Annotated in this window: 15 protein-coding genes, 1 tRNA gene and 1 pseudogene; 12 read left to right on the plus strand and 5 right to left on the minus strand. The window is 65.5% G+C overall.

Features of this window, described 5'->3' with window-relative positions; translation table 11 throughout:
* Positions 1 to 87: 87 nt before the first annotated feature.
* Positions 88 to 1,007, minus strand: a pseudogene (locus tag FJW04_RS11110) (methyltransferase domain-containing protein).
* 150 nt (positions 1,008 to 1,157) lie between these two features.
* Between FJW04_RS11110 and FJW04_RS11115 the strand changes: the two are divergent.
* Both FJW04_RS11115 and FJW04_RS11120 read left to right on the plus strand, forming a co-directional pair.
* Entirely contained in the window at positions 1,158 to 2,168 is a 1,011-nt protein-coding gene (locus FJW04_RS11115) for a ligase-associated DNA damage response exonuclease (protein WP_140714095.1), read from the plus strand.
* Positions 2,169 to 2,172: 4 nt separating this feature from the next.
* Positions 2,173 to 3,774, plus strand: a complete 1,602-nt coding sequence (locus FJW04_RS11120) for a cisplatin damage response ATP-dependent DNA ligase (RefSeq protein ID WP_140660890.1) — start codon at positions 2,173 to 2,175, stop codon at positions 3,772 to 3,774.
* Between the two features lie 34 nt (positions 3,775 to 3,808).
* On the opposite strand, the gene FJW04_RS11125 is transcribed toward FJW04_RS11120, so the two are convergent.
* A complete protein-coding gene (locus FJW04_RS11125; RefSeq protein WP_140714097.1) occupies positions 3,809 to 4,954 on the minus strand; it encodes a hypothetical protein in 1,146 nt (381 codons plus the stop codon).
* Positions 4,955 to 5,243: 289 nt separating this feature from the next.
* Between FJW04_RS11125 and FJW04_RS11130 the strand changes: the two genes are divergently transcribed.
* From FJW04_RS11130 to FJW04_RS11175, 10 genes are all read left to right on the plus strand, one after another.
* Positions 5,244 to 5,319 (plus strand) — tRNA-Thr (locus tag FJW04_RS11130).
* A 307-nt stretch (positions 5,320 to 5,626) separates the two neighbouring features.
* The gene (locus FJW04_RS11135) at positions 5,627 to 5,836 is read left to right on the plus strand and encodes a hypothetical protein (RefSeq protein WP_015314065.1); all 210 of its coding nucleotides are present in this window, start codon (positions 5,627 to 5,629) and stop codon (positions 5,834 to 5,836) included.
* 148 nt (positions 5,837 to 5,984) lie between these two features.
* Positions 5,985 to 6,173 (plus strand): DUF2158 domain-containing protein, encoded by a 189-nt coding sequence (locus FJW04_RS11140; protein ID WP_015314066.1) that lies wholly within the window; start codon positions 5,985 to 5,987, stop codon positions 6,171 to 6,173.
* 209 nt (positions 6,174 to 6,382) lie between these two features.
* A complete protein-coding gene (locus FJW04_RS11145) occupies positions 6,383 to 6,805 on the plus strand; it encodes an acid-shock protein (RefSeq protein WP_140714099.1) in 423 nt (140 codons plus the stop codon).
* A gap of 45 nt (positions 6,806 to 6,850) precedes the next feature.
* Positions 6,851 to 7,393 carry an RNA polymerase sigma factor gene (locus FJW04_RS11150; RefSeq protein WP_140714101.1) on the plus strand — a complete coding sequence of 181 codons (543 nt, stop codon included), beginning with the start codon at positions 6,851 to 6,853 and terminating at the stop codon, positions 7,391 to 7,393.
* Positions 7,394 to 7,419: 26 nt separating this feature from the next.
* The gene (locus tag FJW04_RS11155) at positions 7,420 to 7,872 is read left to right on the plus strand and encodes a hypothetical protein (protein ID WP_140714103.1); all 453 of its coding nucleotides are present in this window, start codon (positions 7,420 to 7,422) and stop codon (positions 7,870 to 7,872) included.
* Positions 7,869 to 8,324: a periplasmic heavy metal sensor gene (locus tag FJW04_RS11160; RefSeq protein ID WP_140714105.1), complete on the plus strand. Its 456-nt coding sequence runs from the start codon at positions 7,869 to 7,871 to the stop codon at positions 8,322 to 8,324. Before FJW04_RS11155 ends, FJW04_RS11160 begins: the two co-directional genes overlap by 4 nt.
* 108 nt (positions 8,325 to 8,432) lie before the next feature.
* Positions 8,433 to 8,714 carry a hypothetical protein gene (locus FJW04_RS11165; protein WP_140714107.1) on the plus strand — a complete coding sequence of 94 codons (282 nt, stop codon included), beginning with the start codon at positions 8,433 to 8,435 and terminating at the stop codon, positions 8,712 to 8,714.
* 116 nt (positions 8,715 to 8,830) lie between these two features.
* Entirely contained in the window at positions 8,831 to 10,348 is a 1,518-nt protein-coding gene (locus tag FJW04_RS11170) for a DUF1800 family protein (protein WP_140714109.1), read from the plus strand.
* Positions 10,349 to 10,394: 46 nt separating this feature from the next.
* Complete coding sequence (locus FJW04_RS11175) at positions 10,395 to 11,633, plus strand: DUF1501 domain-containing protein (RefSeq protein WP_140714111.1); 1,239 nt, start codon at positions 10,395 to 10,397, stop codon at positions 11,631 to 11,633.
* A 53-nt stretch (positions 11,634 to 11,686) separates the two neighbouring features.
* Here FJW04_RS11175 and FJW04_RS11180 read toward each other — a convergent pair whose 3' ends face one another.
* The 3 genes from FJW04_RS11180 to FJW04_RS11190 form a co-directional block, all read right to left on the minus strand.
* Complete coding sequence (locus FJW04_RS11180; RefSeq protein WP_140714113.1) at positions 11,687 to 15,097, minus strand: acyl-[ACP]--phospholipid O-acyltransferase; 3,411 nt, start codon at positions 15,095 to 15,097, stop codon at positions 11,687 to 11,689.
* 347 nt (positions 15,098 to 15,444) lie between these two features.
* Positions 15,445 to 17,022: an indolepyruvate oxidoreductase subunit beta family protein gene (locus FJW04_RS11185; RefSeq protein ID WP_140714115.1), complete on the minus strand. Its 1,578-nt coding sequence runs from the start codon at positions 17,020 to 17,022 to the stop codon at positions 15,445 to 15,447.
* On the minus strand, positions 17,015 to 19,168 hold the full coding sequence (locus FJW04_RS11190) for an indolepyruvate ferredoxin oxidoreductase subunit alpha (RefSeq protein ID WP_140714117.1): 2,154 nt from the start codon (positions 19,166 to 19,168) through the stop codon (positions 17,015 to 17,017). The genes FJW04_RS11185 and FJW04_RS11190 overlap by 8 nt, the downstream gene beginning before the upstream one ends.
* Between the last annotated feature and the right edge of the window lie 12 nt (positions 19,169 to 19,180).

The raw sequence follows: 19,180 nt of genomic DNA on the forward strand, positions 1-19,180 counted from the left end.
CTGATATACCGCCCTGATGCGACCAGATCGCAAATATCAGTCGCGCACGCAAATCGGACTTTTTCGCAGCAGCGCAAAGAGTTGCCCTCACAGGGGACCGGCTTTCCATGCCACGACGGCCAGGCCTTTGACAGGCTCGCGGCGATCCAGCGGATGGTTGTCGGCTCCAGCGCGAGGACCGAGAGGCCGGTGGCCTCGAGGCTCCGTACGACATAGCCATCCGAATGGGCGTAACGCCGGGAGGGCTGTAGCGCGAACTCGCCACCGCCTTCCGCCAGGCTCTCGACTGAAAAGGCAAACAGGCCACCCTCGGCGAGCAGGCCGGCGACCGTTTCCACGAGCCCTTCGAGGCCGCCGATGTAGATCAGCACGTCGGCTGACGTCACCAGATCGGCCTTGTCGCCTGAATAGGAAAAATCCTGCAAATCCGCTTTCGTCAACGCGTCGTAGATGCCTTTTGCCCGCGCCTTCTTCAGCATCCTTGCCGAGATGTCGATCCCCTCCAGCCGGTCGACGATCGGCCTCAGCTTCTCGCCCACCAGCCCAGTGCCGCAACCCAGGTCGAGCGCCAGGCGGAAGCGGCCCGGCCTTGCCTTGCGGATGGCCGCGTCGAGCACCTCGGGCAGCCGGTAGTCGAGTTTGCCGACCAGCATCGCCTCGAAGGTCTCTGCATAATGGTCGAACAGCGTTTCGACAAAGGCGCTGGGCGGCGCCATAAAGACCGGACCTTTGCCGATCAGCTGCAATTTGAGAGCCGCGCCCTGACGATCGGCCGGATCCAGTTTCAACGCCGTCCTCCAGGCCTGCGCCGCCAGGTCGAGCCTGCCTGATGCCTCCTGCATCTCGCCCAGGCGAAACCAGCCCATTGCCCATTGCGGCGCCAGTTCCAGCCCGCCGAGCAGCAACTCGGCGGCAGCGGCATGATCGCCGGAGGCAACGAGCATTTCGGCATAGTCCGCACGGCGATCGGCGTTCGGGTCGCCCGACGAGGTCTGAAGCGGTTTCATGATGATGGTTTCCACCTGCAGGGAGCCGGCCGCCCATATCTGTAGAGCAAGGAATGCCGAAGCTGAACCGAATTGGACAGGCTTTGTCCGGGAGTCAGCAGTCTCGGCCAACAGGCTTCCCGCGGCGGAATTATATCCTATCTTGGCATCATGCGCGCCAGCGACCTGCTTCATCCCCGGCCCGAAGGCCTCTACTGCCCGCCGGGCGATTTCTTCATCGATCCGGTGCGGCCGGTGAACCGGGCGCTGATCACGCACGGCCATTCCGACCATGCGCGTTCCGGCCACGGCTCGGTGCTTGCGACACAGCAGACGCTCGACATCATGGGACTTCGCTACGGCGAGGATTTCGCGGGGACGACGCAGGCAGCCAGGCTCGGCGAGACGATTGCTCTCAACGGCGTCGATGTCCGCTTTCATCCGGCCGGCCATGTGCTGGGTTCGGCGCAGATATCGGTCGAGCACCTGGGCAGGCGCATCGTCGCCTCCGGCGACTACAAGCGGCAGAAGGATGCGACCTGCGCGCCCTTCGAGCCGATCCGCTGCGACATCTTCATCACCGAGGCGACTTTCGGCCTGCCGGTGTTTCGCCATCCGCCAGACACGGAAGAGATCGCCCGGCTGCTGAAATCGGCGGCGCAATTCCCGGAGCGCTCGCACCTGGTCGGGGCTTACGCGCTGGGCAAGGCGCAACGCGTGATGCGGCTGTTGCGCGACGCCGGTTACGACAAGCCGCTCTACATCCATGGCGCGCTGGCCAGGCTCAGCGCGTATTACCAGAGCCAGGGCATCGATCTCGGCGATCTCGAGCCGGCGACGGTGGAGAGCGGGGCCAAGCAAGATTTCGCCGGCGCCATCGTGGTCGGCCCGCCATCGGCCTTCGCCGACCGCTGGGCGCGGCGCTTTCCCGATCCGATCTCGTGCTTCGCGTCGGGCTGGATGCGCATCCGCCAGCGCGCCAAGCAAGGCGGCGTCGAACTGCCGCTGATCATCTCGGACCATGCCGACTGGGACGAACTCACCGCCACCATCAAGGAGACCGGCGCCGCCGAAGTCTGGGTCACGCACGGCCGCGAGGAAGCACTGGTGCGCTGGTGCGAACTGGAAGGCATCGCCGCCCGCCCGCTGCATCTGGTGGGCTATGAGGATGAGGGCGATTGACGGCATGAACCGCTTCGCCGAGCTTCTCGACCGCCTGGTGCTGACGCCGTCGCGCAACGGCAAGCTGACCCTTTTGACCGACTATTTCCGCAGCGTCGAGGATCCCGATCGCGGCCTGGCGCTGGCGGCCATCACCGGCGATCTCAGGATTGCCGCGGTCAAGCCGGCCATGCTGCGCACGCTGGTCACCGAACGCATGGACCCGGTGCTGTTCGGCTATTCCTACGATTATGTCGGCGACCTCGCCGAGACGGTGTCGCTGGTCTGGCCGCAAACGCCTGGCAGGATCGCCAACCGCGAGCCGACGCTTGGCGAGGTGGTGGCCAAGCTGCAGGCGGCAAGCCGCTCCGATGGACCGAAGGTGCTGACGGGGCTGCTCGACAGCGCCGGTATCTCGGCACGCTTTGCCATCATCAAGCTGGTCACCGGCGGCCTGCGCATCGGCGTCTCGGCGCGGCTGGCCAAGCAGGCGCTGGCCGATTTCGGCAAGGTCGACGTCGCCGAGATCGAGGAGCTCTGGCATGGGCTATCGCCGCCCTACACGGCGCTGTTCGCCTGGCTGGAAGGCAAGGACGAGAAACCGCGCAGCACCGTGATGGCGCTGTTTCGCCCGGTCATGCTGTCGAACCCGGTCGGTGACGGCGACCTCGAAAAGCTCGATCCCGCCGACTACGCGGCGGAGTGGAAATGGGACGGGATCCGCGTCCAGGCGGTGGCCGAAGGCGGCATCCGCCGGCTCTATTCGCGCACCGGCGATGATGTCTCAGGGGCCTTTCCAGACCTCGCCGACGCCATGCATTTTTCCGCCGCGCTCGATGGCGAATTGCTTGTCGGCGATCCGCGAGAAGCGACGGGAACCTTCTCGGACCTGCAGCAGCGGCTGAACCGCAAGACGGTGACGCCGAAGATGCAGCAGCAATATCCAGCCTTCATGCGCTGTTACGACGTGCTTCAAATCGGTGCCGAGGATCTGCGCGGACTGTCCTTCCGCGAGCGACGCGGCCGGCTCGAAGCCTTCATCGGGACGCTCGACCCGAGCCGCTTCGATCTTTCCCCCTTCGTCGCGTTCAGGGACTGGCAGTCGCTCGAGGACCTGCGCCGCGCGCCGCCGCATCCGATCATCGAAGGCGTGATGCTGAAGCGCTGGGATTCGCCCTATGTCGCCGGCCGGCCGAAGGGTCCATGGTTCAAATGGAAGCGCGATCCGCACACGGTGGACGCGGTGCTGATGTATGCCCAACGGGGCCACGGCAAGCGCTCGAGCTTCTATTCCGACTACACGTTCGGCGTCTGGTCCGGAGCCGAGGGCGAGGAGGAACTCGTGCCGGTCGGCAAGGCCTATTTCGGATTCACCGATGAAGAGCTGAAGCAGATCGACAAATATGTCCGTGACAACACCGTCGAGCGTTTTGGACCGGTGCGCTCGGTGCGCGCCGACCGCGACAATGGCCTGGTGCTGGAAGTCGCCTTCGAGGGACTCAATCGTTCGACCCGGCACAAATCGGGTGTGGCCATGCGTTTCCCCAGGATTTCACGATTGCGCTGGGACAAGCCGGCCAACGAGGCCGATCGCATAGAAACCCTGCAGGCGCTGCTCGACCGCTAGGGACCGTCAATGTGTCAGTCGCAACGAATTCAGTTCAGGGTTCGACCGAGACACGGATCTCGTAGACGTCGACCGCCTTGCCCTGCTTGTCGAAATCGGAATTGATGGCGATGGTTCCGGCCGAGCCCGGATGCTTGTCGGGAAACTTCACGTCGAACAGATATTCGTTCTTCTGCTGGCCGACCGCGTAACGCTTGCGGCCGCAATCGCCGAGTTCGCCAAAATTGCAGTCGACGGATATCTGCGTGTCCTTGCCGTCCTCGGCCCGGGCGATGATGTCGAACACGGCGTGCTTGCCGGCGAGTTTTTCCAGCACGCCCTGTCCGACATCGAAGGCGATCGCCGAGCCGGAGGCGCCGGACTGGATGCGCAGGAACGGCCCGCTGTCGTCCTTCATCACCTCGGCCTTGGCGTCGGACGGAGCGGCGACATGCGTCGGGTCGGACGGTGAAAACACATTGATCCAGTCGCGCGACAGGTCCGCGGCACCGGGCTTTGCCGGCGCGTTGGCGCCATCGGCCGGGGTGAAATCGTCGTCCTCGACGGTCGGCGGCGCTTCCGGCGGCGCGGTATTGAGCTGCGCGGCGGTCTTGAACACACCGGTTTGCATGGCAAAGTACAGTCCGATGCCAATCGCCGCGAGCAGCGTCACCGTGAAGAAAATGGCGGTCAGCGGCAGCCGCCGGCCTCGAATGCGCCGCTCATCGCGATCGGGCGCGACTTCCGTGGCGGCACCGGAAGAGGCTGGAACCGACATGTCGATGGCTGGCGCACCGGGCAGGGTCGCATCCGGCATGATGTCGGGAACCACCGGCAGCACGCGCGAACGCGGTGCGTCGGAAGCGGGCTGCCCGGGACCGTCGACGGTCACAGCGGGCGATGACGCCCTTGGGCCCGCCTCGACCGCGGGCGCCGCGCCGGCCGCGGCCTCGACCGCCGGCGCGTCGATCTGCGGGGCAACACCGGGCACCGCCGGCAGGTACTCGGATTCGATTTCGGTGATTTTTGCCTGGATTGCCTTGCGGCGCTTGATGGCGACTTCCACGGTCACGCCGGGATTGGCCTGGAGCGCGCGGTCGAGCGCGGCGAAGGCCGAACGATAGACCCTCTCGCGGAACGCACGGTCCTCGGCATTGCCCTTTTCCAGGGCGTTCCGGATCGCTTTTTCGATCGCGTCCAAGCGAGATCCCTCTGCAAATTGTCCCAAGCTTTCATGATGGTTAGCCGCAGGCGACCAATCAATCAACGGGCGGGCAGCCGCATTCTGCCTCGACAGACCGTCCAAAGTCTATTTTCACGATGTTCCGGCAAACAAAATCGGAACATGTCGGCGATTCCGGGCATGCAGGGACGCCAGAACGCCGGTTTCGATCGGGGCGCGGCTCTTGCATGATTTGCCAAGTCGCATCTTGAATTCGCGGCCGGTTGAGTCTATCACCCTGCCCATCTTGGAGGCCTTGGCCTCCCGGGCCGCTTTAGCTCAGTTGGTAGAGCACATCATTCGTAATGATGGGGTCAGGTGTTCGAGTCACCTAAGCGGCACCAGTTTTTCAAACCGATGGTCGAAGCTGCCTTGACGCGCGGAAGAGGCCCGAATCCCCGGCCGTTTGCGTTTGCCATGGATGCAAGGATCTGCCCGTCGATCGACAACAACTCGGGAGCGGTGCAGATCTGGCCGAAGACCCGCGAGGCAAGTCGCGACTTGCTCCGGGCTTGGAAAACTCGCGAAAGCGAGCAATCCGGGATTTTCAAATCTCAATAACAAATGATGGACCGCGCATTTCTATTTTTTTGGAACAGACACTTGGGTTGCACATTTCCTGCCGACAGTTCCATGACAGGAGGTTTTGAATTGCCAAGGCGTGTCGACAAGGAAAAGCTGGCAAGAGCGGACCGCGAGGCGAGGCTGGTGCTGGATGCCGAGCGTCACGCAAGGGACGCCAAGACAACCCGCCTGAGGGAGCAGAGACTGCAGCAGGAGGCATTGGCGGACAAGGCCCCGCCTGCGCGCCGACGGGAGCCGACTGGGAAGCCGGCCAGGCGTGTGATCGAGGTGGACTGACCTGTTGGGGGGTTGCCCGGTTCGCCCCGATGGCGCGTCAGCGATGTCTCCGCGTTGCCGCATAAGACAGTAGCCCAGAAGACCCATATGCCATTGTCGGGCCCCCCGTTTTGGTATGAAATGTCGGGTGTCAGCATGGGAGGTCCAAATGCCCAACACTTTCAAGACCGGAGACGTCGTCAAGCTGAGGTCGGGAGGCCCGAAGATGACGGTCAGCGACGGCGCCGCTTCCGGCATGTATCTGTGCCACTGGTTCAACAAAGACGGCGACGTGTGGACCCCCCAGCATGCCGGCTTCAAATCGGATCAGTTGATAGCCGCCGACCAATCGACGTAATTCCCGCCTTCGCCAACGAGCCGGCCCGGCGCAATTCAGATGCGCCGGACGAGGTGTTCTGCCGTACCCTGGGCCGCCAAAGTCCATCATCGCCGGCAAGCGGCGTGATAGGCATGGCGACCGACGGATTTCTGCGATCACGACGTTTAACGGTTGAAGCATGACCATGGCATCGGGCCATGGCAATGCGCCAACCGGAGACGTGAAGCATGATACGCCGTTCGATCCTTGCCGCTGCCCTGAGCCTGCTGACCACCGCGGCTCTGGCCCAGACAGGGACACAGCCACCGGCCGCCACACCGCCCGCCGCGACTTCGTCGGCCGCCAAGTCCGACATCACGCTGGCCAAGTTCCAGAAACGGCGAGAGAAGGCGATCATGGCCGCCGACACGGACGGCGACGGCAAGATCAGCCTGCTGGAATGGGAGGCCTTTCAGGCCAAGCGCAACGTCAAGGGCGATCCCGCCAAATCCTTCGCGCGCATTGATTCCAACCATGACGGCTTCATCGACCGGGCCGAGCCCGATGCGTTCTTCGCCAAGCGCTTTGCCAGGCTGGACAAGAATGGCGACGGCATTCTGACGGGCGACGAGATGCCGGGCCACAAATCCGCTCCCAAGCCGGAGCAATGACCAAGAGGCTATGACGCATGATGGACATTGGGTGTGCGCCAACCCATGAGCCCCGACCCGGACGAGGAGCTGGTTCGCCGGGTCGGCACCGGCGACCCCGCGGCGGTGCGGACGCTCGTCGCGCGCAAGCTGCCGCGCATCCTTTCGCTGGCCGCGCGCATGCTCGGCGATGCGGCGGAGGCCGAGGACGTCGCGCAGGAAACCTTTATGCGCATCTGGCGTCACGCATCGGGCTGGCGGCGCGGCAACGCACGCTTCGACAGCTGGATCCACCGGGTGACGCTAAACCTTTGTTACGACCGGCTGCGCCGGCGCCGCGAGCTGGTGACCGACGACCTGCCGGACATTGTCGATCCCGCCCCGCTTCCCGATGCCCATCCCGGCAAGGAGGCGCATCGGGTCGAGCAGGCCTTGCAGGCAATCGCGCCGCGCCAGCGCGAGGCGATCCTCCTGGTCTACTATCAGGAGATGTCCAACATAGAGGCGGCCGCGATCCTGGAGATCAGCGTCGATGCCCTGGAAAGCCTGCTTTCGCGCGGCCGGCGGGCGCTGCAGGTGATCCTGGCCAAGGATAGTGTCGATGAATGAGAAAGCCGCGATCAAAGGACAGACCGATGTCTGATGGGTCCAGGAACGAACCGGCAGTGGATGCCGAGCGCTTTGCGGCTCTGGCGGCGGCCTATGGCGGCGACTTGCGGCGGTGGCCGCAGGCCAACCGCACGACCGGCGCGACGTTCGCAAGGACCGAGATGGGCGCGGCCATATTGGGGCAGGCAGGCAAACTCGACGCCTTGCTCGACAGCTATGACGTCATGGCGCCTGGCGCGGCACTGCACGGCGGCATCCTGCGAATGGCCGACCGGCTGCTCGTCCAGCGCCGGCGCCGGCGGGCCTGGTGGCTGGGTCTTGGACTCGCCGGCATCGGCCTGGCCGGCGCCATCGCCGGATTGGCCCTGGTGAGCGTCGTCACGCCAGAGTTTCAGCCCGACCGCTATGTCCTCGATGCCAATGCGACCGCGTTCGGCGATGCCGGGTCCGATGGCGAGACGATCGAGGAGGACCTATGAGCACGGGCCGCTACCTCGTCATCGCATCCGTGGTGCTGAATGTCTTCCTGGCCGGCGCGCTTGCGGGCGGAGCCGTCTGGATAAGAAGCGGCAAGCCCGGCCAGGGCTATTCGCTGGAAGCCGCCGGGAGCCGGCTTCCCAACCAGGAACGTGTGCTGTTTCGAAAGGCGCTGCGCGACGTGCGGCGCGAATCCCGCCAGGTCATCCTCGATGGCCAGCAGGCCAGGCGCGAGGCAGCCGACCTGCTGCGCCAGCCGGTCCTCGACACGACGGCCCTGTCGGCCGCGCTGGAAAGGGCGCGCAATGCCGATATCGCCGTGCGCACACGGCTTGAGCAGCGCATCGTCGAGTTCGCGACGGCGGGTTCGGCCGCGGATCGCGCCGTGCTCGCGGACGGGCTGGCCAGGCGGGCCGGGCCGCCACCGACGGCAGAGCCAAAAAAATCGCCGTGACCGCCGACGGAAAACGACCGCAAGGCCGTTTAACCAGAGGAAGGGCAGCCTGCCGGACCAATCGGTACGCACAGGTTTTCATTCTCGGAGAACATTCGGAGTAACATCATGAACCGTCTGACACAGTATTCGGCGGCAGCCGTCCTCGCCTTCACCGGAACCGCCGCGACCGTCGCGACCTCCGCCGCCATGCCGATGGTGGCGCAGCCGGCCGCCCCGGCGCTGATCGAGCACGTGGCCTGGGGTTGCGGGCCTGGATGGCATCCCAATCACTGGGGGCGCTGCGTTCCCAACCGTGTCGTGGTGTATCCGCGCTACCGCTATTGGCACGGCCCGGCCTACTACGGCTGGCATCCGCACCGCCACTGGCACCGCTGGCACCGCTGGTAAGCGCGGGGGGCCCGGCGGCATCCGCCTGCCCGGCCGCCTGTCCCCGTTTTGAGCTGGGGAAACAGCCCGATCGGGCGTCGCGCGCCTCGCGTGAGATCCAACGATGGAGCGTTGACATGGCTGTCGCGACCAAAATGCCCATGGCGCCAGATCCCGCTTTGCCAGATCCCGCTTTGATAGTCTTCAATCGCTTCGGCCTTGGAGCCCGGCCGGGTGATCGCGAAAGACTGGCCGGCGACCCTCGCGGTTATCTCAAGGCGGAGCTGCGGCGGCCCGACGTCGCCATGATATCGCTCGACGATCCCGCCTATGCCGACCTCAAGGGGAGCACGCCGGCCATCCAGGCCAGCATGGCGGCAAATCTCCAGCGCAAGCGGGACCGGCAGCGGATGGCGACGGAGCAGCCGCCAGCGGGCAGGCCAGCCGCGGCTTCGGTCATGCCTCCACCCGCCGCACCGGCCATGTCGCCGCCCGTCGCCCCGGCCGCGGCCGCGGCCGCGGCCAAACCCGCCGTGCCGCCTGTCGAGGTTACGTTGTTCCGGGCCGAGGCACAGGCGCGCTTCGACAAGGCAATGCAGGCAGAGGCCGGCTTCGTCGAGCGTCTGGTCTATTTCTGGTCGAACCATTTCTGCGTCTCCGTCGCCAAGGACAACATCGTGCGCGCCAGCGCCGGGGCGTTCGAACGGGAGGCCATCCGGCCCTTCGTGCTCGGGCGCTTCGCCGACATGCTCATGGCGGTCGAGCGGCATCCGGCGATGCTGTTCTATCTCGACAACCAGCAGTCGATCGGCCCGGACTCCCGCGCCGGCAAGAACCGCCAGCACGGCCTCAACGAGAACCTCGCCCGCGAAATCCTGGAACTGCACACGCTCGGTGTCGGCAGCGGCTACAGCCAAGCCGACGTGACCAGCTTCGCGCGCATCCTGACCGGCTGGATGATGGCCGGACGGGAAGGACGGCTGGGCGAACCCGGCAGTTCCGTTTTCAACGCCAATGCGCATGAGCCGGGTGACGCGGTGCTGCTCGGCAAGACCTATCCGGCTGGCGGCATGGGCCAGGCCGAGGCCGCGCTCAATGACATCGCCCGTCATCCGGCGACCGCGCAACACATCGCCACGCAACTTGCCCGCCATTTCATAGCCGACGACCCGCCGTCGGCGGCGGTCGCCCGCCTCGCCAAGGTGTTCACCAGGAGCGACGGCAATCTCAGGGCACTGGCGGCGGCGCTCGTCGACATGCCGGAAGCGTGGTCGACGCCATTGGCCAAGATGCGCTCGCCGTTCGACTATATCGCGGCCATCCGCCGAGCGGCCGGCCCTGGTCCGACGAACGACCCTGGCCAGTCGCTCAACTGGCTCAACGCGCTGGGCGAGCCGCTCTGGCGGCCGCCGGGACCGAACGGCTTTTCCGACCAGGCGGACAGCTGGGCATCGGCGGAAGGCATGAAGACCCGCCTCGACATCGCATGGCAGGCCGCCTGGCAAGTGAAGGACGTCGGCAACCCCAACGGCATGCTCGACGCGGTCATCGGTCCCTCCGCCTCGCCCGAAACACGCCAAGCGATCGCCCGCGCCGAGTCCAAACAGCAAGGCCTGGCGCTTCTGCTGATGGCGCCCGAATTCCAGCGACGATAGATCGAACGATAGGTCCGGCGTCGACAACTCCCATGGAGACGAAGTCATGAGCCTGCTGTGCGAAACCCCTCACCCTTCCCGCCGCGCCGTGCTGACGACCGGCGGCGCGCTGTTTGCCTGGTCCTATCTGCCGCGCTTCGCCCGTGCCGCCGACAACCGCGACCCGCGCCTGATCGTCATCGTGCTGCGCGGTGCGCTGGACGGCCTGTCGACCGTCGGTCCGGTCGGCGATCCCGACTATGCCGGCCTGCATGGCGACATCGCCCTGTCGCTCACCGGCCCGCACGCGGCACTGCCGCTCGATGCTTTCTTCGCGGTCAATCCGGCGATGCCGGTGTTTGCGCGGCTGTTCAAGAACAAGCAGGCGGCTGTCGTGCACGCCGCCGCGACCGGCTATCGCGAGCGCTCGCATTTCGATGGCCAGGATGTGCTGGAAAGCGGCTTTGCCGGTCCCGGCCATGTCGCCACCGGCTGGCTCAATCGGGCGCTGGAGAACCTGCCGGCGGGCGACCGCGTGGCGACACTCGGCGGCCTGGCCGTCGGACCGTCGACGCCGCTGGTGATCCGTGGCGCGGCTCCCGTGCTCGGCTGGGCGCCGCAATCGCTGCCGGCGCCGGCCGGCGACCTCGCGGCGCGCGTTCTCGATCTCTACCAGCATCGCGATCCGGTTCTGGCCGTCGCGCTGCAAAAAGGTCTCGACGCCGATCGCATGGCGCTTGACGACCAGATGGGCGCCAAGACGATGAAGCCGAAAGGCGGCCTCGACAGCGCCGCCGGCATGCGGCAGGCCGCGCAAGGCGCCGCCAGGCTGATCGCCGCCGATGACGGGCCGCGTGTCGCGGCACTCGCCTTCGATGGCTGGGACACGCATGTCAACGAAGGCGGCGCGACCGGCCGCCTCGCCAGCCTGCTCGGCGGCCTCGACGGTGTCTTCGAGGAATTCAAAAAAGGCCTCGGCGAGCGCTGGAAGAATACGGCAATCGTCACCATCACCGAATTCGGCCGCACCGCGCGGATCAACGGCACGGTCGGCACCGACCACGGCACCGGCACCGTGGTGCTGCTCGCCGGCGGCGCCATCAAGGGCGGCCGCGTCATCGCCGACTGGCCGGGGCTGAAGCCCGCGCAACTTTACCAGCAGCGCGACCTTGCGCCGACCAGCGACGTGAGGGCGGTGCTGAAAGGCCTGCTCGCCGACCAGTTCGGACTTTCGGCCTCGGTGCTCGGCGAGAAAGTGTTTCCGGACTCAGGTGCGGTGAAGCCGATGATGAACCTGATCGCCTGAAGGCTGGCGGCGCCGCGTCTCCTACCGTGGCGCCGTCTCGCTGTCGCCGGCGATCAGGCGGCCTCGACCTTGGCTGCCTGCAAGGCTTCGCCGCGTACCAGCCTGGTCACGCCGACGAAGTCGATCTTGCCCGAGCCAAGCACCGGTACATGCGTCACGACGCGCACTTCAGCCGGCACCATCAGGTCCATGGCGCCGTTTGCCTTGGCGAACGCCAGAAACTCGGCGCGCGTCGCTTTCTCGGCCTCGGTGATGAGAACGAGTTTTTCACCCTTGCGCGGGTCCGGTACGGTCGCGACCGCCGAGAGCGAACCTTTCCACAGCTCGCCCGCCAGCGCTTCCACCGCAGCCAGCGAAATCATCTCGCCGCCGATCTTGGCGAAGCGCTTGGCGCGGCCGCGAATGCTGACGAAACCGGCATCGTCGATGCTGACGATGTCGCCGGTGTCGTGCCAGCCATCTTGCAGCGGTTCGAGCACACCCGGCTTTTCGGCCCTGAGATAGCCCGCCATGACGTTGGGGCCGCGCACGAACAGCCGGCCACCGCCCTCGACGCCGATCACCGGTTCCAGACGATATTCCATGCCGGGCATGATTTTTCCGACCGTGCCCGATTTGTTGTACATCGGCGTGTTGATGGAGATCACCGGCGCCGTCTCGGTAACGCCGTAGCCTTCGAGAATGCGCAGGCCGAACTTCTCCATGTAGGTTTCGCGGGTCGAGGCCTTGACCGGCTCCGCACCGGAAAAGCAATAGCGCACCGAGCGGAAATCATAGGGATGCGCTGTACGCGCATAGCCGCTGAGGAAGGTGTCGGTGCCGAAGATGATTGTCGCATTCGAGGCATAGACCAGTTCCGGCACGATGCGGTAGTGCAGCGGCGACGGGTAGAAATAGACCGGGACGCCGGACACCAGCGGCAGCACCGTGCCCGCCGTCAGGCCGAAGGAATGGAAGATCGGCAGAACGTTGAACACCTTGTCGCCCGAATGGAAATCGATGCGCGAGGCGGCTTGCGCGGCGTTGGCCAGGATGTTGCGGTGGGTGAGCACGACGCCCTTCGGCGTCCCTTCGGAGCCCGAGGTGAACAGGATCACGGCCGGGTCGGTGGCCTTGCGGGCAACCCTGGGCGTACTTTTGCGCAGCAGGCCGAGCAGCTTGTCCTTGAGGCCGATGGGCGCGCGCAAATCATCGAGCCAGACAATGTTGAGCGAGCGGCCGATCTCCTCGACGATCGCGCCAAGCTTGGCCTGTTCGACAAAGGCCCGCGAGGTCAGAATGGTGGTTACCTGCGCCGCCTTGCAAGCGGACAGGATGTTGGCGGCACCGGCGGTGAAGTTGATCATCGCGGGGACCTTGCCGGCGGAGATGACGCCGAGCAGCGCGGCACAGGCGCCATTGGCGTTGGGCAGCATGATGCCGAGCGTGTCCTGTCCGGCATAGAGCGTCTCGAACTTCTCGCCGAGCACGGCGACAGCCGTGAGCAGCTTGCCGTAGCTCAGCGAACCGGCGACCGGATCCTGCACGGCAAGTTGCTTCATGCCGCGCTCGGTCGCCGTCTCGATGATCCTTTCGAGCACGGTCTTGTCGATATGCTGGGTGCGGAAGACGAGGTCGGACATCACCTGGTAGAGCGCGGCGCCGGCGGCGGCGCGCCGCTTGCGTCCCTTCAGCTCGTCGTCGACCTTGAGCCTGACCGGCGGCAGTATGGTCACCTTGACCTTCGGGAACAGGCGGCGGCGCACGTGCTGTGCCGTCAGCCGTGAGAAGGGGCTTTTCTCCAGCCCCTCGATGCGGATCGGCACCACCATCGAGCCGGTCTTGTCGGCCACCATGGCGGCACCGTCATAGACCTTCATCAGCCCGCCCGTGACGGTGATGCGGCCCTCGGGGAAGATGACCAGCGGGTCGCCGTTCTGCACGATCTTGATCAGCGTGCGTGTCGACATCGGCTTGGACGGATTGAGCGGCAGCGCGCGGGTCAGCTTTAAAAACGGCTTCATCCACCAGGCCTGCGCAATGGTGTAGTCGATGGCGAAGACCGGCTCCTCATTGGTCAGCGTCAGAGCCAGCGGTCCATCGAGGAAGCTGACATGGTTCAGTGCTAGGATGGGTGCCGGGCCCGCGGCCTTGAGATTGTCCAGGCCTTCGACTTCCAGCCGATGGAAGGCGCGGAAAAGAATGGAGACAAAATCGCGGAAGGCATTGGTCGGCAGGTATTTCAGCATCAGCCAGGCGGCGACGGCATTGGCCAGGGCGAGGCCAAACAGGATGCCTCCCGTCGAGACGCCGGCTGCCTGGATGATGGCGACGAGCAAGCCGCCGACGGTCATGAAGCCGGCGTTGACGATACTGACCGCGGCGACGACCCGGGCGCGGCGCGCCTCCGGCGACCAGGCCTGCACGGCGGCAAAGGTCGGCACTACAAGGAAGGCGCTGGAAATGGCCATGCCGGCGAGGTCGATCGCAACACGGATCGTGTTTGGCCCGGCGAAGAAGAGGCCAAGGGTTTCGGATCTGGGCGAAGGCTGCATGCTCCAGATGGTCGATGCGAGGTCGAGGCCGAACAGCGCCAGCAGCGCCGTGCCGACCGGTGCGGGCAAGAGCACGATGCGTCCCTGCGACATCCACGCGGCGATTGCCGAGCCAATGGCGATCGAGATAGCGAACACCGCGAGATAGGCGGTGACCGCGATCTCGCCACCGCCGAGCTGATCCTTGACCAGCGTCGGCAGGATCGAAAGCACAATGGCGCCGATCAGCCAGAACCAGGACGTCATCAGGCCGGCGCGCCAGATCCGTGAGTCCGTGCGCAATTCGCTGACCTGGCGCCAGGTCGAGCGAAAGACATTCCTGTCGATGACGAGGTCGGGCGCCGCAGAACCGGTTGAAGGGATGTGGCGGCTGACGGCCCAGCAGCCGACGGCGAGGATCATCATGATCGGCCCGAAGACCGAGACGCCGATGCCATCGGCCGAGACGACGCCCCCGGCGATGGTGCCGCCGAGGATGGCGGCGAAAGTCGCCGACTCGATCCAGGCGTTGGCGCCCGGCAATTCCTTGCGTTCGAGGTGATCGGGCAGGATCCCGTATTTGATCGGCCCGAACAGCGCCGAGATGATGCCGAACATCAACAAAGCCGCCATCAGCACGGGGATGGAGGACAGCGCGATGCCGACAACCGCCACGGCAGCGGCGCCGATCTCGGCAAATTTCAGCCGGCGGGCGATGAGCGCCTTGTCGAAGCGATCGGCGATCTCGCCGCCCAGCGCCGACAGGAGCAGGAATGGAGCCATGAACACGGCGCCGGCCAAAGTGACCAGCGAGGCCGCCTGATCGGCGGCCAGTGTAAAGAGGATCAGGAACACCAGCGTGTTCTTGAGGAAATTGTCATTGAAGGCGGACAGGAACTGCGTCCAGAAAAGTGGCGCGAAGCGCCGCGAAAGCATGAGATGCGTGTTCATGGCGATTTCCATTTGGCGGAACCCTTCGACAGTGTGCCGATAGGCCCTGCGGGTTGCAGGCGCTGTTCAGTTTCAGTGATAGTCCTGAGCTGGTTAAACTTCCTTGCTGCGCTGTTGCCCCATCCGCGGCTTTCGGCCGCTGCGAAATGAACGTCGTTCACAATCGCACTCTATCACGCTTTGAACATCGTTCAAGGGGAAAAATGAACAGTGTTCACCAAAGCGGTTGATGGTCCGAATGTCGAAACCAGCCCTCGCAGGACCGAGGGCGCCACGGGGTGACCCTCCGAGCTCAAGCACTACCAACGGGGCCGGTGCCCCGGTGAAGTCTGTCGGGACGTGCCGGCTCAGTTGCCCGTTGCCGGACCCAAGGTCGCCACGGTCTTCAGCGCGCCGTCGAGCATGTCGCCCTTCTCGTCCTTCAGCGCCGCCTCGCGCAGGCGGCGGATCCAGTCGGCGGCGTCGTCCCTCCCTTCGAGCAGATCAAGCGCCGAGAGCACGCGGTCGAATTTCGACTGGGCGCGCACATGCGTGTCGCTGTAGCCCTTGATCAGCCGGCGGCAATTGAGGATTTCGACGGCAAGCGCGTAATCCGCCGGCACGTAGCCAAGCGCCAGCGCATACCAGCGGTCGAGATGCGCGACCTCGACCTTGTGGCGCAGCAGGCCGCGGCGCCAGCGGCGCAGGCCGCCGATGAACCACAAAGCGGCGAAGCCGGCAAAGCTGTCGGTACGGATGCGGCGGCCCCGGTTGATGCGGCGGTCGAGGAAGGCTGCCAATTTCGGCCGCTCCTCGATGTAGCTGCCCAGCCTCGCCGGCAGCGTGCCGCAGAACTCCTCGATGCGCGGATGGAAGTACTCGGTCACTTGCAGGACCGAACCGTCCTTGACGCCAACCTCCTTGCGCACCCGCCTGTCGCGGGTCGAGCGCGTCTTCAAATCGGCGACGCGGATCATGTCGTCATAGCACATGGCGTTGGCCAGATGCTTGGCGGCCGCGATTGACAGCGCATGGGTTGGATCCGCGCTGCCAATCGCGACGGCCCTGTCCAGCCGCTCGAGATATTCGCGCCCATAGGCGATGTCCTGATAGTCGACGACCTTTCTCAGGCCCCTGAGCGCCATCTCGCGCACCGCCACCGGCAGCAGGTCGATGCGGGCGGTAAGCGCCTGCCATCCCTGCAACAGGTTTCGCGGACCACTCACATGTCCCGCACCCAGGGCAGATTCGACAATGGCCGGCTCCGCCGGTTTCGCCGTCGGCGCCGCCATGCCGCGCGCACGATCATACGCGGCCGCGAAGGCGGCGAGGCTGGCCTTGACGCCACGGCCGCCGGTGCCAATCGCCTGCTCGTAGCTTTCACGGGTAAACGGCAGCGCGTCGGAGCCGGCCAGCGCGCCAAGCAGGCTGGCCGAGATCATCGAGCCGTTGTCGGCGGCGATCTTTTCCATGTCGAAAGCGATGAAGCGCTTCGACGCGGCCCCCGCGGTGGCGTGGACTTTGGACGACGAAGCGCGGCCATCACCCGGTTCGATCTTTTCCGACACGGCGGCGATGCGGTGCGAGGAAGCGATCAGCGTCGTGCGGTTGGGGGTGACGAAGCCCCTGATGATGGCTCGGCCGGCTTCCATCAATTCGGCAGCGATCAGGATATCGACATCGCCCTGCGAGGGCGACAGCGCGAAGACCGGCAGGCGGCCGGTGTCGCGGGCCATTTCGATATAGTAGATGGTGGCGCCGGTGCGCTGCGCGACGCCGGCGACCGAGGTCGATTGCGCGACAAAGCCATTGCGCTCGGCGACGTCGGTGATCCAGTCGGCGAGCACGCCGCCGCCCTGGCCGCCGACGGCCAGAACGGCGAGCTTGATCACCGGCTCATCGGCAGCACCGGACCGGGGGCGCGAGGAAGGAACGGGATCAAGCATCGGCGAATATCAGGCGCCGGCCTTCGCGCCGCCTCTGCAGGAAACCGATCGTCGCGCGGCGCGCCGTCTCCAGGAAACGGTCCCAGCGGCTTGGATTGTGCACGACGTCGGCACGGTAGAAGGACGGGCACAGCACCGCCGCATCGGCGACCTCGCCGCAATTGCCGCAGCCGACGCAGTTCTGGTCGATCGACGCGACCGGATCGTCGCGCAGCGGATCGTCGAGCGACTTGACCGACAGCGATGGGCAGCCGGAGAGCCGCATGCAAGCATGGTCGCCGGTGCAGATGTCCTCGTCGACGCCAAATTTCGGCTTGACGACACGCTCGCCGCCTTTGATCGCCTTGTCGACCAGCGGCTTTTCACGGCGCTGGCGATTGAGCATGCATTCCGACGAAGCGACGATGACTTTTGGCCCCTTCTCGTCCGTCGTCAGCGCCTCGCGCAGCGTGTCCTGCATCTTGCCGACATCGTAGGTGCGGTCGACATGGCGCAGCCATTTTACGCCCATGCCTTTCACCGCCTCGGTGATCGGATGCTTGGTCGACTTGGTCTTGTTGCCCGCGCGCGACGACAGGATGTCTTGCCCGCCAGTGGCGGCCGAGTAAAAATTATCGACGATGACGATGACGCCATCATTCTTGTTGAACACCGCATTGCCGATCGATGAGGTCAGGCCGTTGTGCCAGAAGCCGCCGTCGCCGACGAAGGAGATCGAGCGGCGCTTGGCATCGGGCGCGTTGAACGCCGAGGCCGAGGCTGGTCCGAGCCCGTAGCCCATGGTGGTGGCGCCGAGTTCGAAGGGCGGCATGATCGAGAACAGATGGCAGCCGATGTCGGAAGCGATGTGGTGCTTGCCGAGCGCCTGCTCGACCAGCTTGGTCGCGGCGAAGATCGGCCGCTCCGGGCAGCCGATGCAGAAACCGGGCGGTCGTCCTGGAACGACATTGATCAGGTCCGCCGTGTCGACGCCGTCGCCGACCTTGTTGGGTGCGCGCACTTCGCCCGGCAGCAGATGCGGGGCCTCGGCGCGCAGGAAGGCGCCGATACCGTCGAGCATGACCTGGCCGGTATATTCCCCAGCCATCGGCAGGTGCTCCTTGCCGACCAGCCTGGTGCCGCGCCCGGCCTTGTGCAGCATCGCGGCAAAAGCCTGCTCGATATAATTGGGCTGGCCCTCCTCGACGACGAGCACCGCCTGCTTGCCTTCGCAGAAGACGAGGAATTCGTCGTCGATCAGGGGATAGACGGCGTTGAGCACATAGAGCGGCACATCCGTCTCGCCATAGGTGTCGGCAAGGCCGAGCCGCTGCAGCGCACGGATGACTGAATTGTACATGCCGCCCTGCATGACGATGCCGACGGAGCCATGGTCCGAGCCGAAGAACTCGTTGATCTTGTTCCTGGCGATGAAATCCACCGCCGCCGGCCAGCGCTTTTGCACTTTCTCCTTTTCGTGCAGGAAGGAGGCGGGCGGCAGCACGATACGGCCGGTGTCGCGGCGCGGTGCTTCGAGCGCATCGGCGACCGTCATCGGCGGACGCTTGTTGTCCTTGGCGATGAAATGGCCATGCACGTGGCAGCAGCGGATGCGCACCTGCAGCATGACCGGCGTGTTGGAGATTTCCGACAGTTCGAAACCATCCTCCACCGCCTTGACGATCGACGGCAGGTTCGGACGCGGGTCGAGCAGCCAGACCTGGCTCTTCATCGCGAAGGCATGGCTGCGCTCCTGCATGATCGAGGAGCCCTCGCCATAATCCTCGCCGACGATGATCAGCGCGCCGCCGGTGACGCCACCGGAAGCGAGGTTGGCCAGCGCGTCTGAAGCCACATTGGTGCCGACGGTCGACTTGAACGTCGCCGCGCCCCGGATCGGGTAATGCACCGAAGCGGCGAGCATGGCGGTGGCGGTGGCTTCCGAGGCGCTCGCCTCGAAATGCACGCCGAGTTCGCCCAGAATGTCCTGCGCGTCGGCCAGCACGTCCATCAGATGGCTGATCGGCGCGCCCTGATAGCCGCCGACATAGCCGACGCCGCACTGCAGCAGCGCCTTGGTGATGGCGAGGATGCCCTCGCCGGCGAATTCCTCGCCGGCGCCGAGCCTGAGTTTTTCGACTTCCTTGGCAAAAGACCGTTCGGCCATGTCTGCCTCCTT

This window comes from Mesorhizobium sp. B2-7-3 (genome assembly GCF_006440715.1).
Lineage (GTDB): Bacteria > Pseudomonadota > Alphaproteobacteria > Rhizobiales > Rhizobiaceae > Mesorhizobium > Mesorhizobium australicum.